The 15,381-nt window shown below is 36.4% G+C and carries 13 protein-coding genes; 7 read left to right on the top strand and 6 right to left on the bottom strand.

Annotated elements, in window-relative coordinates:
• Positions 1-4: 4 nt before the first annotated feature.
• From WC460_03740 to lepB, 5 genes are all read right to left on the bottom strand, one after another.
• Positions 5-2,107 (bottom strand): Ig-like domain-containing protein, encoded by a 2,103-nt coding sequence (locus WC460_03740; GenBank protein MFA5188447.1) that lies wholly within the window; start codon positions 2,105-2,107, stop codon positions 5-7.
• A 25-nt stretch (positions 2,108-2,132) separates the two neighbouring features.
• Complete coding sequence (locus tag WC460_03735; protein MFA5188446.1) at positions 2,133-2,573, bottom strand: GatB/YqeY domain-containing protein; 441 nt, start codon at positions 2,571-2,573, stop codon at positions 2,133-2,135.
• A 110-nt stretch (positions 2,574-2,683) separates the two neighbouring features.
• The gene (locus tag WC460_03730) at positions 2,684-2,905 is read right to left on the bottom strand and encodes a 30S ribosomal protein S21 (GenBank protein ID MFA5188445.1); all 222 of its coding nucleotides are present in this window, start codon (positions 2,903-2,905) and stop codon (positions 2,684-2,686) included.
• Positions 2,906-3,045: 140 nt separating this feature from the next.
• Entirely contained in the window at positions 3,046-4,407 is a 1,362-nt protein-coding gene (hisS, locus tag WC460_03725) for a histidine--tRNA ligase (protein MFA5188444.1), read from the bottom strand.
• A 40-nt stretch (positions 4,408-4,447) separates the two neighbouring features.
• Positions 4,448-5,065, bottom strand: a complete 618-nt coding sequence (gene lepB, locus WC460_03720; GenBank protein MFA5188443.1) for a signal peptidase I — start codon at positions 5,063-5,065, stop codon at positions 4,448-4,450.
• 159 nt (positions 5,066-5,224) lie between these two features.
• Between lepB and WC460_03715 the strand changes: the two genes are divergently transcribed.
• From WC460_03715 to pth, 5 genes are all read left to right on the top strand, one after another.
• Positions 5,225-6,622 carry an LCP family protein gene (locus WC460_03715; protein ID MFA5188442.1) on the top strand — a complete coding sequence of 466 codons (1,398 nt, stop codon included), beginning with the start codon at positions 5,225-5,227 and terminating at the stop codon, positions 6,620-6,622.
• A gap of 38 nt (positions 6,623-6,660) precedes the next feature.
• Complete coding sequence (gene der, locus WC460_03710) at positions 6,661-8,034, top strand: ribosome biogenesis GTPase Der (GenBank protein MFA5188441.1); 1,374 nt, start codon at positions 6,661-6,663, stop codon at positions 8,032-8,034.
• Positions 8,035-8,904, top strand: a complete 870-nt coding sequence (locus WC460_03705) for a diacylglycerol kinase family protein (protein MFA5188440.1) — start codon at positions 8,035-8,037, stop codon at positions 8,902-8,904. It begins immediately after the preceding gene.
• A 41-nt stretch (positions 8,905-8,945) separates the two neighbouring features.
• Complete coding sequence (locus tag WC460_03700; GenBank protein MFA5188439.1) at positions 8,946-9,290, top strand: four helix bundle protein; 345 nt, start codon at positions 8,946-8,948, stop codon at positions 9,288-9,290.
• Positions 9,291-9,356: 66 nt separating this feature from the next.
• Positions 9,357-9,929, top strand: coding sequence for an aminoacyl-tRNA hydrolase (gene pth, locus WC460_03695; GenBank protein MFA5188438.1), 573 nt, complete (start codon positions 9,357-9,359; stop codon positions 9,927-9,929).
• Positions 9,930-10,127: 198 nt separating this feature from the next.
• Here the strand turns inward: pth and WC460_03690 are convergent, their stop codons facing one another.
• Positions 10,128-10,745 carry a hypothetical protein gene (locus WC460_03690; GenBank protein MFA5188437.1) on the bottom strand — a complete coding sequence of 206 codons (618 nt, stop codon included), beginning with the start codon at positions 10,743-10,745 and terminating at the stop codon, positions 10,128-10,130.
• Positions 10,746-11,393: 648 nt separating this feature from the next.
• Between WC460_03690 and dprA the strand changes: the two genes are divergently transcribed.
• Together dprA and topA are read left to right on the top strand one after the other, a co-directional pair.
• Entirely contained in the window at positions 11,394-12,491 is a 1,098-nt protein-coding gene (gene dprA, locus WC460_03685) for a DNA-processing protein DprA (GenBank protein MFA5188436.1), read from the top strand.
• Positions 12,492-12,643: 152 nt separating this feature from the next.
• On the top strand, positions 12,644-14,851 hold the full coding sequence (topA, locus tag WC460_03680) for a type I DNA topoisomerase (protein ID MFA5188435.1): 2,208 nt from the start codon (positions 12,644-12,646) through the stop codon (positions 14,849-14,851).
• Positions 14,852-15,381 lie beyond the last annotated feature (530 nt).

Below are 15,381 nucleotides of genomic sequence, written 5' to 3'. Positions count from 1 at the left end.
CGCCTTATGGCGTTGTTGTTATTTGGCAAGACGGGAACCCTCCCTGATCAGAACTGGTATTTTTTGGCTGCCAAACTGAGCCTTCTATATATTCATTTGGCTTGCCGCCTGGTTTTAAAATTTTATCACAGCCTGGACCAGAACAAGGCTGATAACAGTTTTGCATTAAATCTTTAACGCCAGACCCAACTGTCAGACTATATGTTTTTTCACCAATCAATGGGTTGTCATGATTAAGTGTTGCAATTGTGGCTGTCAGCGCGCTATTATTAACGCTGCTTATCCAATAACCTCGTGGCGCTGCATCTGTGGGTTGGATCAAAGTCATATGATCTTCTTCAAAACAAGCTTGATTTTGCGGGCAACTAATTAAAGGGACGCTGTTAGTACAGACAAACCTTGCCCCATTACTGTCATTACACCAGCCCTTGGTAAAATCGCAGCCAAATTCACAGGGATTATTAGTAGCAGAGCATTTACAGTAACCATCGCCATATCCTTTATCTGGTTTTAAGCTAGAAGCCATCATTAATTTAGTATAAGGTATGATCGGATTTGCTTGCGGACTAACATTGGTTTTATTGGCTGTCGGTGAATATCTGTTGGCTGGATTAGTATCAATTTCAGGCGGCATTAAATCAATCAGATTATTGGTGTAAAAACTCCATTGCAAATCATCACCCACATTCGTATCTGCGACATATCTGTTATTGGCCTGGCTATTTAAATCATAAGCTGTTGTCTGCGGGCTTCTTTTTGCGCTCGGTCCCTGGGCGATATTGTCAAAATTACCGTCTAAAGAATTGTCGGCCATATCTACCAAGCCATCATAAGGAAAAATCGCAGCTGGCCCTGAGCCTAACAAAGTAGCGGCTTTTGCCAAAACATTAATTTGAGCGCCTCCGGGCAAGCAAAACACATCACCGCCGCAGGAATTGGTGCCGCACAAATCATTAGTCACAAATTCTACTGTTTTATATTCATTGCCATAACTAAATTCACCCGCAATATTGTAGGTATTATTATTGCTTGTTGTTGTGACATTTATATTATTAAATGTACCCGGCTTTAATTCTCCCAGTGTCTGTGACGGCCCATTTTGCACTTCAACCCGGCCTCTGATTGTCAGAGGATTGATTGGTTCGCTAAAATTAATCTGAATGACAATGTTGCGTGGCACTGTTGCGCCGGAATTATTCACTGGTTGTGGAATGACTGAAACAATCTGCGGCGGAGTGATGTCTATAATAGTTGAAACTTCAAAATTCCATTTATAACTGCCAAAAGCGCCAAAAGCATCACTGCCATTAAATTTCTTAATGTTGTTGGTTAATTCAACCGTATAACTAACTGCCTGATCATCTCTGCCTAATAAAACATTGGGTTTAAAAATATAAGTTTTAAAATCAGGCGTATATGAAGCAAGAACATCAACCACATTATCAGCTGTAGCCGTACTCGCTGTTGGATGGATTTTTATATTCGGCACGCTATTTGTCTGCGCAATATTATTATTCGCATCAACTAAAGAATCAACATTCATTGGCACCTTGAAAGTCACCACAATAGTGGTATTGCGAGGAATCTCAATAGCATTGCGCGGCGGATAATGGCTTTCAATAATCCCATTGCCCAAAGCGCCGCCCTCATCGCCATAACCAGGAGGTTCGCCTCCACCGCCGCCTGTAGTAGCTTCAATAAGATTGTTAATAACAAAACTGGCGATAGCAAAGGCTGCTAAAATTATTATCAAACCAATAACACCATTTGTTAAAATCTTTTTAGCCTTATCAATCTTATCTGCTTCACCCAGTGAAGTCATATACATAAATCCGCCATAGAGCACAATCACTAATGCGATAATACCCAAAAGCCCCAGCGCAACTTGGATGATTCTTGCTACGGTTACTCTGACATCTGTAGTTGTTAGGCCAATATATGGAGCAAGAGTATTTAAACCAGGTTCAATTGTCGCCGCCCAAACTGGCTGAACAAATAAAAAAACTGCCAAAAATAAAAGCATAATTACAAATAATTTGGCAGCTTGACTGACAAGTTTTTTCTTTTTTTGCTCCTGGCTAAAAGCCAGGAGAAAATTCTGGAGCATGGGTTTTTTTAAAATGTTTTTTATTTTATTTATTCAATTCTTCTTCCACAATTTTTCTAACCAGGCTGCCATCTGCCGTGCCTTTCAAGTCTTTCATCACCAACCCGATAACCTTGCCTAGATTTTCTTTGTCTTCCGCCCCTTGCAAAATGGCTTTTATTTTCTGTCTTAAATCCTCTTCACTTAGGGTAGCTGGCAAATATTTTTCAATAATTTTAATCTCAGCTTCTTCATTCGCAACCAAATCAGGCCGTTCTCCTTTTTGAAAATCGCTAATAGATTCTTTCCTCTTTTTAACCTCGCTTTTAAGAACCCGAATAATATCTTCATCTTGCAAATCAGCCATTTTTTTTATTCTTTCATTTTTGGCAGCAGCCAAAACTAAGCGCAATGTAGAAATTGTGCTTGTTTCCCTGTTTTTAAAAGCCTGCTGAAAATCTTGGTTGATTTGCTCTAAAATTGACATAGTTACAAACCTTCGTTTGCCGTAGCAAACTACGTTCTGCGAAGGCAAATTTACGAATCTACTACAAATTATTACAAATACTTAACCAATTCGTATCATTCGCATTTTAATTATTCTTCTAAATCCTTGCCAATTTTCTTTAAATATTCATTTTTGGCTTTGATTTTTAATCTTCTCAAAGCCAATTTTTTGGCTAAATTCTTGTTCGGGTCTTTTTCTAAAAACCTTATCTTTTTAGCCTGGAGCAACTTACCGCTTTGCAACATTCTTTTATTAAAACGTCGCAGCAAGCTTTCGAAAGTCTCGCCTTTTTTCCTTTTAATTTCTGTCATTAAGTATAAACATCTCCCTTCCTAAAAGATATTTTAATAATACCAATAAAATTATGTTAAGTCAAATTGAAAATCGCTAAAATAAACTAAAAAGCGCCGGTTTTATCCCCAGCGCTTTTTATTTGAAAATATATAACAGTTTAATTTGACAAACGCTTTTTTACTTCTTTAACTGCCTTATCATAATTAATTGTTTCCTGAACGCCGCCATCCATATCACGAAGCAAAATTGTGCCTTCTGACAATTCTTTCTGGCCTAAAATTAAAGCATATTTTACTCCTAATTTATTAGCTATTTCCAGCTGATTTTTTAAACCATCTTTGGAAAAACATTCAGCAACTTTCAAGCCCTCTTTGCGTAAAACTTCATACAAGGCCAGGCATTTTCTTTTAGCCGCTTCACCTAATTGCGCTACAAAAATATCATATTTAACAATTTCCGGAACCTCAATATTTGCTTCCTTTATTTTTAAGACTACTCGCTCAATTCCAATTGAAGCGCCGACCGCGGGCGTGCTTCTGCCACCCAAAAGTTCAACTAAATCATCGTAGCGTCCGCCTCCACCCAAAGCTATCTGGGCTTTTTTGCCTTCGGTTTGCTGCTCTTGTTCACTTAAATTAGTCCAAATTTCAAAAACTGTTTTTGTATAATAATCAAGACCCCTGACCAGGCGCGAATTTAAATTATATGGGACTTCCAATTCATCTAAAAATTCCAGAACTTTGACAAAATGAACTTTACACTCTTCACACAGCCAATCTACAATTTGCGGCGCATCTTCAGCTATGGCCTGACATTTTTCTTCTTTGCAATCTAAAAGTCGCAAAGGATTTTTGCCTAACCTGATTTTGCAATCAGGACACAAATCAGTTCTCTGAGTTTTATAATAATTAACCAATTGCGTCTTATATTCTTTACGGCAATCAGGGCAGCCAATGCTATTGATCTGAATATTTACTTTCAAACCTAATTCCTGCAAACAATTATAAGCCATTATAATGACTTCCGCATCTAAAATCGGATTTTTGTCTCCCAGGGCTTCAAAGCCAAATTGAGTGTGCTGGCGATATCTGCCTGATTGCGGACGCTCATAGCGGAACATCGGACCGATATAATATAGTTTAACAGGTTGAGGCAAATTCAACATGCCATGATTTATATAGGCTCTCACTATCTGGCTTGTCGCTTCTGGCCTCAAACTGATTTTTTCTCCGCCGCGATCTTCAAAAGAAAACATTTCCTTTTCTACAATATCAGTATCCTTGCCAACGGCTCTGTTAAAAAGACCGGTCTCTTCCAAAAATGGCAAATCAATTCTTTCAAAACCATAATCTCTGGCAATGGCCGCGGCTTTATTTTTTATCAAATTCCAATATTTTTGTTCACCCGGCAGAATATCTTTGAAGCCACGCAAAACCTGAGGTGTTTTTTTTGACACCTTAACGGCTTTGCTAGTCGGCTCTATTTTTTCTTTAGCCACAACTGGTTTAATTTTTTTCATTTTTTTATTTGCCTTTGTCTTTTTAACTTTGGGCATATTGTTAAATATTATATTGCGGAGTCTGAAAAATTGTTATCTTATCAAATGGCCAGCCTCTTATCCAGGCTTTGCCGATAATTAAGCGTCTGGGTACTGGCCCAAAACGTCGCGAATCTAAACTTGCCTCGCGATTATCACCCATGACAAAATATTCATCACTGCCTAAAATAAATTCAGTTAACCCCAAATTGGGCGTTTGTTCATCTTCTGGCAGATAAACATCCTCATTAATCGCCAGACCATTAGGATACTTATCATTATAAACGTATACTTTATTATCTTTAATTTTAATTTTTTCGCCTGGCAAGCCAATAACTCTTTTTATAAAATATTGGCTGGGATCTTTAGGATAGCGGAATACAACAATGTCTCCTCTTTGGGGATTCTCAAAACGATAGACTATTTCATTAATTATTAAATATTCATGATCATGGAAATTTGGTTCCATTGAAGCGCCTTTGACATAAAAAGGCTGGATCAAAAAATAGCGCACCGGGATAATAATGGCTAAGGAAATTATAATTACTTTAACTATCTCCCCTATAAATTCGCTTATTGTTCTCCAGATAGAGTCATAGGTAGACTTCGTATTCCATTCAAACTGGTTATTTTCTTTCATCTGAGATAAAATTAATAATAAATAGAATTGTTGAAATTATACCACAGAAAAATAATTTAGGCAAATTCAAATAACTTGAAATTTTTTACTTTTTCTGATTAAATATATAGAGGAACATTAAATGATAAAGTATTCCTGCCTTATTTTATTTTATAAAAAATGCCAATCCCAAAAATAAACTTCCTAGAATATATTGAAAAAGAATATAAGCAAAAAAAGAAAATTTTGTCCAAGATCTTTTTTTATCCTTTAATTTTTTTCATCATCTTTATCTCCTTTTTTTCATTTCAAGTAATCTTTTCCGGCGAAGGCATCGCGCAGAATCTGGAAAAAATTAATCCTTTTGGCGGTTTCGGATTTTCACTCAGCCAGGATAAATTATTAAAAGGAGAAGAAAACGACCGGATAAATATTTTGCTTTTAGGCATGGGCGGGGAAGGCCATCCCGGCCCTTATCTGACCGATACAATTATTCTGGCTTCGCTTAAGCCTTCGGAAAATAAAGTTGTTTTAACTTCCATTCCGCGCGATTTGTCTATCCCAATCCCGGGTTATGGCTGGCGCAGGATAAATGAGGCTAATCATTTTGGTGAATTAAAAGAATCCGGTTCAGGTGCAGAATTTGCCACGCAAACAATCAGCCAAGTTTTTGATATTCCTATTGACTACTACGTACGGGTTGATTTTTCTGGTTTTGAAAAACTTATTGACGCGCTTGGCGGAGTAAACGTAAACGTAGAAAATAGTTTTACCGACAATCAATTTCCGACTGATGATTTTAGTTCAAATCCAAATGGCTACCAGACTATTTCCTTCAAAGCCGGCTGGCAAAAGATGGATGGATTGACTGCTTTAAATTATGCCCGCTCTCGCCATGGCACAAATAATGAAGGCTCTGATTTTGCCCGCTCAAAAAGACAGCAGCAGGTGCTGCAGGCAGTCAAAGATCAGGCTTTATCTTTTACAACATTTTTAAGCTATAACAAAATTTCTGCCTTAATGAAAATGTACAGCGAGCACGTCTCAACAAATATGGACATCTGGGAAATGTTCAAGTTCGTTAAATTGGCGAAAAAAGTTGATAAACAAAATATTTCCACTTTAGTTTTAGATAACGGAGAGAACAGCCCGCTTTATGCCACCATGATTAATGGCGCTTATTTGCTTTTGCCCAAAGATATGTCTTTTTACCAGCTAAAGCAAATGGTTAAATATGTTTTTGAACCAGCCAAAGAGGTCAAAGCCAAAGAAAAAATTAAAGTGGAAATTCAAAACGGCACTAAAATTGAAGGTCTGGCCTATCAAACATCAACGAATTTAAAAAAGAAAGGCTATGAAGTCATAAAAATTGGCAATGCGCAAAAACAAGATTTTACCACTACCGTTATTTATGATTTAACCAATGGCCAAAAAGTTGAAGAACTGCAGGATTTAAAAGCAAAATTAAATGCCAACGCAACTTTTAACCAGCCCGAACCAGGGATTACCTACTCAGCAAATATTGACTTTTTAATTATTTTAGGCCAAGATCAACAGACAATCTCCCGAGCAGAATAATACTCTGACTTTTTAATCCAGAAGTTAAAAATCCTCTTATGAAAGAACTGTCCAAAGTCATAATTATGGGGCGACCGAATACCGGCAAATCAACGCTTTTTAACCGTTTAGTAGAAAAGCCTAAAGCCATCACCTCTGCTATAGCCGGTACCACCCGTGATTTTTTAATCAGCCCTGTTTATTGGCAGGGCATTAATTTTGAATTAATGGACACGGGTGGAATTGAAACAATAATCCCGCCCAAAAAGCTTAAAACACTTTCGGCTCAACCTCAGCTTGAATATTCCTTAGAAATTATAAAAAAAACTCAAGCTGCCTTAAAACAAGCGGATTTAATTTTGTTATTGGTTGACATCCAAGCCGGACTGATGCCGCAAGACAAGGAATTAGCCCTGGCTTTAAAAAAATTTAATAAAAATATAATTTTGGTAGGCAATAAAACAGACTCTCTCAAGTGGCGAGCTCAAGGCGCTGAGTTTTTCAAATTAGGCTTGGGCGAACCAATTTATGTTTCGGCTATAAATGGCTCAAACACAGGAGATCTGCTTGATGTAGTTATTAATAATTTAAAAAAAATAAAAAAAGTAAGAAAATCTAAAAAATTTGAAGTAAAAAAAGCCATAAAGGTATCAATCATCGGCAAACCCAATGTCGGCAAATCATCGCTTTTAAATGCGCTATTAGGCGAAGAACGGGTAATTGTCTCACCTATTCCATTTACCACGCGCGAAGCCATTGATACATCTTTAGAATATCAGGGACAAAATTATATTTTAATAGATACTGCTGGCATTCGTAAGCAGGCCAATGTGGGTGAAGGTTTAGAAAAACAATCAGTCAGAAAAAGCATAAACAATGCCAAGCAATCTGATGTTTGCTTTCTTGTTTTGGATATTTCCCAGCCAATTACCATTCAGGATAATAAGCTCAGTAAAATCTTGCTTGATGCCAGAGTGGGAATTGTCATTATTGCAAATAAATGGGATTTGCTGCCGGAAAAAGATACTAAAAGCGCTGACAAATTTAAAAAATATCTTTTTCGCAATTTTCCCTACATGACTTGGGCGCCGGTAATTTTTGTTTCTGCTTTAACTCAACAAAACATCCATAAGGTTTTAGATCTGGCCTTAAAAGTCTATCAGGCTCGCCAAACAAAAATATCTGCCAGCGCTTTAAATAAATTTTTAAAACGCACTATAAAAATGCACAAGCCTTCGCAAGAAAAAGGCGCTCTCCATCCTTATCTGACAAATTTAAAACAAACAGATATCAATCCCCCGAGTTTTTCCTTACAAATTCGCCGCCGAGACACTTTAAACCAATCCTATATAAGATATTTAGAAAATGCGCTACGTGATAAATTTAATCTTACTGGGACACCTTTAAATATAAGCCTTAAAAAAGGAGAATAAATGAAAGCGTTATTCATCTATAATCCGATTGCTGGTAAAAAAAACACAAAAGATAAACTAATCAAAAACCTTTTAAAACAATATGATTTTGAAATTGTCTGGCATGATACCTCAATCGGTCCTTTTACTAATTTAAAGCCAAATGACTTTGAGCGTATTTTTGCCTGTGGCGGCGATGGCACGATTAAAGAAATTAGCTCCTGGATATTGCATAATAACAGTCAGACTCCCCTGGCAATCATTCCCTTAGGCAGCGGCAATATCCTGGCACAATCATTGGGCATTCCTTTAGATACTCCCAAAGCTTTAAAACTCGGATTTTCTGACCAGATAAAAAAAATTGATGTTGGTTTAATCAATCATCGCCATTATTTTCTGATTGCTGCTGGCTGTGGCTTTGATGCCAGGATAATTAAAAATACTTCTCGTAAAGCCAAAAGAGCCTGGGGTTTTCTAGCTTATGGCTTGAGCCTTATTTTAAATTTTTTCAATGTTAAACCGGATAAATTCTTCATAAAATTTGACGGCTATTCCAAAACGGTCACTGCCCAGAGCATTTTCATTTCCAATTTTGCTAAATTCTTTAATCTTAAATTAAATCCTGAGTCAAGAATTGACGATGGGAATTTGAATATTAGCATTTTAAAAACCTTGCGCCTCAAAGATTTAATTATCTTAATCCGCCGCTTTTTATTTGAAGATTATCAAAAAGATTGGCGTTATGAATTCCATAAAGTCAAAGATGTTTATATTTTGCCGTTTAATAAAAAAACTCATATGCAAATTGACGGCGAAGTGATAGAATTGCCTTATCTGGACATCAAAGTACTGCCCCAAGCTTTAAATATAATCGCGAATAAACTACCGTGAAGTTTAAAGTTATAAAGTTTATAAAGTATAAAGAAAATATTATGAAATTTGAACGATTTGAGGATATTATTGCTTGGCAAAAAAGTAAAGAATTAGTCATTTCTGCCTATGCTTGTTTTAAAGAATGCATAGATTATAGTTTTAGGAATCAAATACAAAGAGCTGTTATTTCAATTATGAATAATATTGCCGAAGGATTTGAGAGAAAAACAAACAAGGAATTTATAAGATTTTTATATATGGCCAAGGGTTCGTGCGGAGAAGCAAGATCAATGTTATATTTAGCTTTAGAATTAAAATATATTTCAAGAGAAGATTTTGAAAAAAATTATAATATGGCTTTAGAAATTTCAAAAATCCTCTCCGGCTTAATAAAATCTTTATAAACTTTCTACTATAATAAATCATTCCAAACTTTACAAACTTTCTACTTTATACTTTATACTAAACATATGACCAAATTAATCGTCGGCCTCGGCAATCCCGGCCCAGAATATCAAAATACCCGACATAACATTGGTTTTCACATTATTGACACAATCGCTGAAGATCTGATTTTAAAATCCTTAAAACTAAATAAAAAATTCCAGGCAGAAATCTGCGAAGGCACTTTTGGCGAACAAAAAATTATTTTAGCCAAGCCTCAAACTTTCATGAATAATTCCGGAATTGCGGTCAAGAAAATCAAAACTTTTTACAAAATCAAACCTCAAGATATTACTATTATTCATGATGATATAGATTTACCTATTGGAGTCATGCGCATTTCCAAAGATGCAAGTTCGGGTGGGCACAAAGGGATTGAATCTATAATCTATAATCTAAAATCTAAAAATCTAATTCGCATTAGAATTGGCATTGCCAATGAATTAAGAACCAAAATCCCGGTTGACAAATTTGTTCTCCAAAAATTCTCTCTTGAAGATGAAAAAAAATTAAAAAATATTTTTCTGGCCGCACTCAACGCTGTCCAAATGTTAATTGAAGGTGAAAAACTAGCCAAAGTTCAAAATAAATATAATTAATCTCTCTCCTCGTAGGCGCGACAAGCTTGTCGCGCCTACGAGGGAATAACATATTCTCTCTCCAGCCGAAGGCGCGAATCATAATTCGCGCCTTCGGCTTTTCCCCTCTTACCCCTTTTTCCCTTCTTACCCATCTTACCCCAATTAAAAAAGGCGACTCGTTTTCACAAATCGCCCTTAGATGATATAAATTTTATTTTATTCGCGTACTGCCAGGAAGCAGGTATCGGCCTTCCAATGGAAACCGTCACCGCCCCAATTAAGTTTAAGCTCCCGCTGATTATCAAAACATTTCAGATATGGAGAGAGGCGTCTACCTTTTGAATTGACCCATTCTGAACCGAGAGCAGTTATCCATGGCCTTTGTAATTCGGGATATAACGCGCAAAGAAAGAGCAAATGCACTATCTTGGCTGGCTTAAGTCCCTCCTCTATTAAATGGGCGAGCACTATTTTTTTATGGATGCCCGTTATACCATAATGCGCAAATCGAAAATGAACCAGTTCAAGCTCAACCTCATGCTGACGAGTATGCTGAATCTTAAAATGTTCATTGTTGATGTCCTCGTCAAATGAGCTGTACTTGCCTTTCTTGATCATTTCGGCCATGGTCTGGTCGGAATTAATGAACAACCGATAACTTTCCAATTCCAAAATGGCTCGAGCTCCTTGAAGTATTTCATCTTTTTTCCCCAAAAATTTCTGCAGAGAATCTGCAAACTTTTCCGGATCATGTGTCCCATCCATCAACCCTTTGCCAATTTGCGTCTGGAGTTTCCAGATCCTATTGGCTTGCTTCTCACTGACATTTCTCATGTCTTTTCCTCCTTTGGCACTTTGTGCCACTTTTTCTTACCCATTACTCATGGGCGTATTTAATCCCTTGATGTTACTCACAAAAAGGGATACAAAGCGCCGAACCAAGTCCAGCGCAAATTGCCATTTTAAAAAATTTCCAAGAACAAATTACTTATTACCTATTACATATTACTTTAATATCCACAACTCTACCCACCAGCGTAGAATATCAAGCATTAAGCTAGATACCCTAACTCCAGTACTTTCAAAAAGGAGGAGGGCCTTTTTAATTTCCCGCTGGCAGATAGAGCTATAGATACTAATTTACGAATCAGGTACGAATTATACTAATTATTTCCTGACTCAACCTATCAGTATCATTAGTAATAATTAGTACATTAGTATCAATTTTCAATACTTTGCATTATAGCATCCGAAGACCAGTTTGTCAAGCCCAACTTATCAAAATTTTTCTTTTTCTAAAAATGCCTGTACAATATAAAAAGGTTCTAATCACTAATGACTAATTTTTAATTTCTAAGCAATGATTAAATGTTCTAATGACAGAATTTAGACATTATTTCATTAGATATTGATTAAAAATTAGAAATTAAAAATTTAAAATTAAAACCTATATATTTAACAAACCATTGTCAATTAATAAAAATGACAAGCGATCTAAAATATTGGCTAGCAATTTCCCAGTTTGCCAAAATCGGAGCTGCCAGATTTAAAAAATTATACAATTATTTCCCTAATATGGAAACGGCCTGGCAAGCTGGATTTTTAGAATTGCAAAAAAGCGGGCTAGAACCAAATATTGCCCAGGAATTTATTGTTGTCAAAAAAGATATAAATCCAGATATAGAAATGGAAAAAGTTAAGCAGGAGCAAATTGAAGTCATAACAGTCCAAGACGAAAATTATCCCAGACTTTTAAAAGAAATCTTCAATCCACCGGCTTTACTTTATATAAAAGGCGATTCACAAAATTTAAATAATAAATTTAATTTAGCGGTTGTGGGCACTAGAAAAATTTCCAATTATGGCAAACAAATCACGCCTGAATTAGTTAAACCTCTGGTGCAAAATGGTTTTACTATTACTAGTGGTTTAGCTCTTGGAGTTGATGCTTTAGCTCATCATTCTGCTGTTGAAGCCCGGGGTAAAACAATCGCTGTCTTAGGCAGCGGCCTGGATCAAAAAAGTATTTATCCATCTTCCAACCGCTATTTAGCACAAGGGATTATAGATAATGATGGCACAATAATTTCTGAATTTCCCATTGGCATGTTGCCTTTAAAACATAATTTTCCGACCCGCAACAGAATTATCGCTGGTTTAAGTTTAGGCACATTAGTAATTGAAGCGGCTGAAACTTCGGGCGCATTAATCACGGCCTTTTTAGCTCTGGAACAAAACCGCGAGGTCTTTGCCGTGCCCGGCTCTTTATTTAATCGCAATTCAATTGGCACGCATAAACTAATCCAAAAAGGCGCCAAATTAATTACTAGTTATCAGGACATTTTAGATGAATTAAATTTACAGGAAGTTAAAAATTTTGTGGCAAATCAAAAGGTCTTGCCAGAAACAAATGAAGAAAAAATCATTATCCAAACTTTAAATCATGAGCCTGTTCACATTGATGAAATAATCAAAAAAAGCAACTTGCCAGTTTCACTGGTAACCGGCTGTTTAAGCCTGATGGAAATGAAGGGCCTGATTAAAAATCTAGGCGGGCAAAATTACATTCTTTTAGGCTAAATTTGACAAGATCAAAAATTAATGTTATTAATAGTAGTAATAACTAAGTTAAAAATTCAAAATGCAAAGTGCAAAATGGCAATGCAAAATTAAAAACTTTAAATTTTAAGCTGTAATTTTGAATTTTTAACTTTAAACTTTTAATTTATATTATGCCAAAATCCCTAGTCATCGTGGAATCCCCCACCAAAGCCAGAACAATTACCAAATTTTTAGGTAAAGACTTCCAAGTGGAGTCTTCTTTTGGTCATATCCGCGATTTGCCTGTAAAAACCCTGGGAATTGATGTTAAAAATAATTTTGAGCCAGAATACGAAATTCCAGCCAAAGCTAAAAAAACCGTTGATAAGCTGAAAAAACTAGCAGCCAAAGCTGATGAAGTTATTCTGGCAACTGACGAAGACCGCGAAGGCGAAGCCATTGCCTGGCATTTAAGCGCGGCCTTGGATCTTGATGCTAAAAAAGCCGAACGCATTGTTTTCCATGAAATTACAAAAAACGCAATTGAAGATGCTTTAAAAAATCCTCGCCATCTGGATTTAAAATTAGTTGATGCTCAGCAAGCGCGTAGAATATTAGACCGCTTAGTTGGTTATAAACTTTCTCCTTTACTGTGGAAAAAAGTCGCTCGCGGTTTAAGCGCTGGCCGTGTCCAATCAGTCGCTGTGCGTATTATTGTTGACCGTGAACGAGAAATACAAAATTTTAAAACTGAAGAATATTGGTCAATTGAAGCAGAACTGGAAAAAAACACACAAAATTTTATTGCCCAATTAATTAAAATTGGCAGCAAAAAATTAACCAAGCTGGCCATTAAAAATGAAACAGAAGCCCAGAAGATATTTGCTGATCTGCAAAAAGCCAAATATCAAGTTATCAGTATTGATAAAAAAGAAAGCTTAAGACAGCCGCCAACTCCTTTTACCACAAGTACTTTACAACAGGAAGCTGGCAAAAAATTAGGCTATTCCGCCAAACAAACTATGATGCTGGCCCAGCAATTATATGAAGGCGTGGAATTAGGTTCCGAAGGTTCGGTTGGCTTAATAACTTACATGAGAACTGATTCTCTTAATTTATCTGCATTTTCTTTGGATAATGCGCGGGATTATATCCAAAATAAAATCGGCCCGAATTATATTCCTGACAAGCCAAGATTTTTCAAAACAAAATCAAAAGGCGCGCAAGAAGCCCATGAAGCTATCAGGCCGACTGATGTTTTTCGCACCCCTGATGAAATTGCCAATTATTTAGAACCCAGACAATTAAAACTCTATAAATTAATCTGGCAAAGAACTTTGGCCTGCCAGATGCAGCCGGCAATCATGGATTCAACCACGGTTGATATTAAAGCTAATGATTATATTTTCAGGGCCACAGGCTCAATTATTAAATTTGACGGATTTTTAAAAATTTACAAAACTGCCGTTAAAGAAAATATTTTACCAGCCTTAAATGAAAAGGATGAATTAAATTTAATTGAATTAAAAAAATTACAGCATTTTACCCAGCCACCGGCTCGTTATAGCGAAGCAACTTTAATCAAAGCCATGGAAGAATATGGCATTGGCCGGCCATCCACTTATGCTCCGACCTTGGCCACAATTCAGGACAGAAATTATGTTAAAAAAAATGATGACAAAAAACTTCAGCCAACTGATATCGGCATGGTAGTTAATGATTTATTGGTAGAACATTTCCCCCAAATCGTGGATTTAAATTTTACAGCCAAAATGGAAGAGGAGCTTGATGAGATCGCCGAGGGCAAAAGAAAGTGGCAGCCAGTGATTAAAGAATTTTATGAGCCCTTTGCCCAAAGGTTAAAAACTAAAGAAAAAGAAATTTCTAAAAAAGATTTAGTGGAAGAAAAAACAGATTTAACTTGTGAAAAGTGCGGCTCGCCCATGGTAATTAAAACCGGTCGCTTTGGCAAATTCTTGGCTTGCTCCAATTATCCTGAATGCAAAAATGTCCAACCTCTTTTGGTTACTTCCGAAGAACAAAAAGCTGAGGAAACCAAGGAAAAATGTCCTAAATGCGAATCACCTTTAATTGTCAAAATCGGACGCTTTGGCAAATTCCTAGCCTGTTCCAATTATCCAACCTGTAAATTCACTAAAAATATCCAGTCTTCAACAGGCGTTGCCTGCCCTAAATGCCAAAAAGGAGAAATTGTGGCCAAAAGAAGCAAGCGCGGCAAAACATTTTATGCCTGCAATCGTTATCCTGACTGCGATTATGCTCTCTGGTCAAAACCAACCGGAGAAAAATGTCCGAAATGTGTTTCTCTTTTAATCAATGCCGGCAAAGGCAAAATCAAATGCAGTAATAAAGAATGTGACTTTGAAAAAACAGAATAATATAAATAAAAAAATCGTCCCGTTACGCGGGGCGATTTTTTTAATGACAGGGAAGGATTTAACCCCAATTACAAAGTAAATGTAAGGGTGTCAACTTCCCTATCATCAGAATGATATCAGAAATTTTTGAGTTTGTCAAAGTTACAAATGTACAAATCAACTACAAATTCTACAAATTATTAAAAATAATCCAAGAAACATTTGTAGTATTGGTATCAAATTTGTATATTAGTATCCTAAAATTCGCCTATGCAAGCCGTAGTCCCGCCGAAGCGGGACGAAGGCTTGTAAAAGAAAAAATCCCAGGCATGAACCTTGGACTTTTTCCCTTTGTAATAAGGTGTTACCCTTACATTATGACTTTATAATATCACAGATGAATAATTATGTCAATAGTTTGACTTTAGGTAGCGTCCCCTTTTGCGACTGCTATTTTACAACTTTAAGCAATCGATTCCTGTAATGTCTGCGCCGGCAATTTCTATCGGCGCCTTGCCGTTTCTGTGTCTTCTTTTTTTACGGCAATCAGT

The sequence above is a fragment of the Patescibacteria group bacterium genome (assembly GCA_041651155.1).
Classification (GTDB): Bacteria; Patescibacteriota; Patescibacteriia; order CAIXNZ01; family CAIXNZ01; genus JAPLYF01.
This window is presented reverse-complemented; position numbering and strand designations above follow the sequence as displayed.

Coding starts and splice junctions, on each gene's coding strand:
- der (MFA5188441.1), top strand. CDS start 6,661: ATGAAAGAACTGTCCAAAGTCATAATTATGGGGCGACCGAATACCGGC.
- WC460_03690 (MFA5188437.1), bottom strand. CDS start 10,745: ATGAGAAATGTCAGTGAGAAGCAAGCCAATAGGATCTGGAAACTCCAG.
- topA (MFA5188435.1), top strand. CDS start 12,644: ATGCCAAAATCCCTAGTCATCGTGGAATCCCCCACCAAAGCCAGAACA.
- lepB (MFA5188443.1), bottom strand. CDS start 5,065: ATGAAAGAAAATAACCAGTTTGAATGGAATACGAAGTCTACCTATGAC.
- hisS (MFA5188444.1), bottom strand. CDS start 4,407: ATGAAAAAAATTAAACCAGTTGTGGCTAAAGAAAAAATAGAGCCGACT.
- WC460_03700 (MFA5188439.1), top strand. CDS start 8,946: ATGAAATTTGAACGATTTGAGGATATTATTGCTTGGCAAAAAAGTAAA.
- dprA (MFA5188436.1), top strand. CDS start 11,394: ATGACAAGCGATCTAAAATATTGGCTAGCAATTTCCCAGTTTGCCAAA.
- WC460_03730 (MFA5188445.1), bottom strand. CDS start 2,905: ATGACAGAAATTAAAAGGAAAAAAGGCGAGACTTTCGAAAGCTTGCTG.
- WC460_03735 (MFA5188446.1), bottom strand. CDS start 2,573: ATGTCAATTTTAGAGCAAATCAACCAAGATTTTCAGCAGGCTTTTAAA.
- WC460_03715 (MFA5188442.1), top strand. CDS start 5,225: ATGCCAATCCCAAAAATAAACTTCCTAGAATATATTGAAAAAGAATAT.
- pth (MFA5188438.1), top strand. CDS start 9,357: ATGACCAAATTAATCGTCGGCCTCGGCAATCCCGGCCCAGAATATCAA.
- WC460_03740 (MFA5188447.1), bottom strand. CDS start 2,107: ATGCTCCAGAATTTTCTCCTGGCTTTTAGCCAGGAGCAAAAAAAGAAA.
- WC460_03705 (MFA5188440.1), top strand. CDS start 8,035: ATGAAAGCGTTATTCATCTATAATCCGATTGCTGGTAAAAAAAACACA.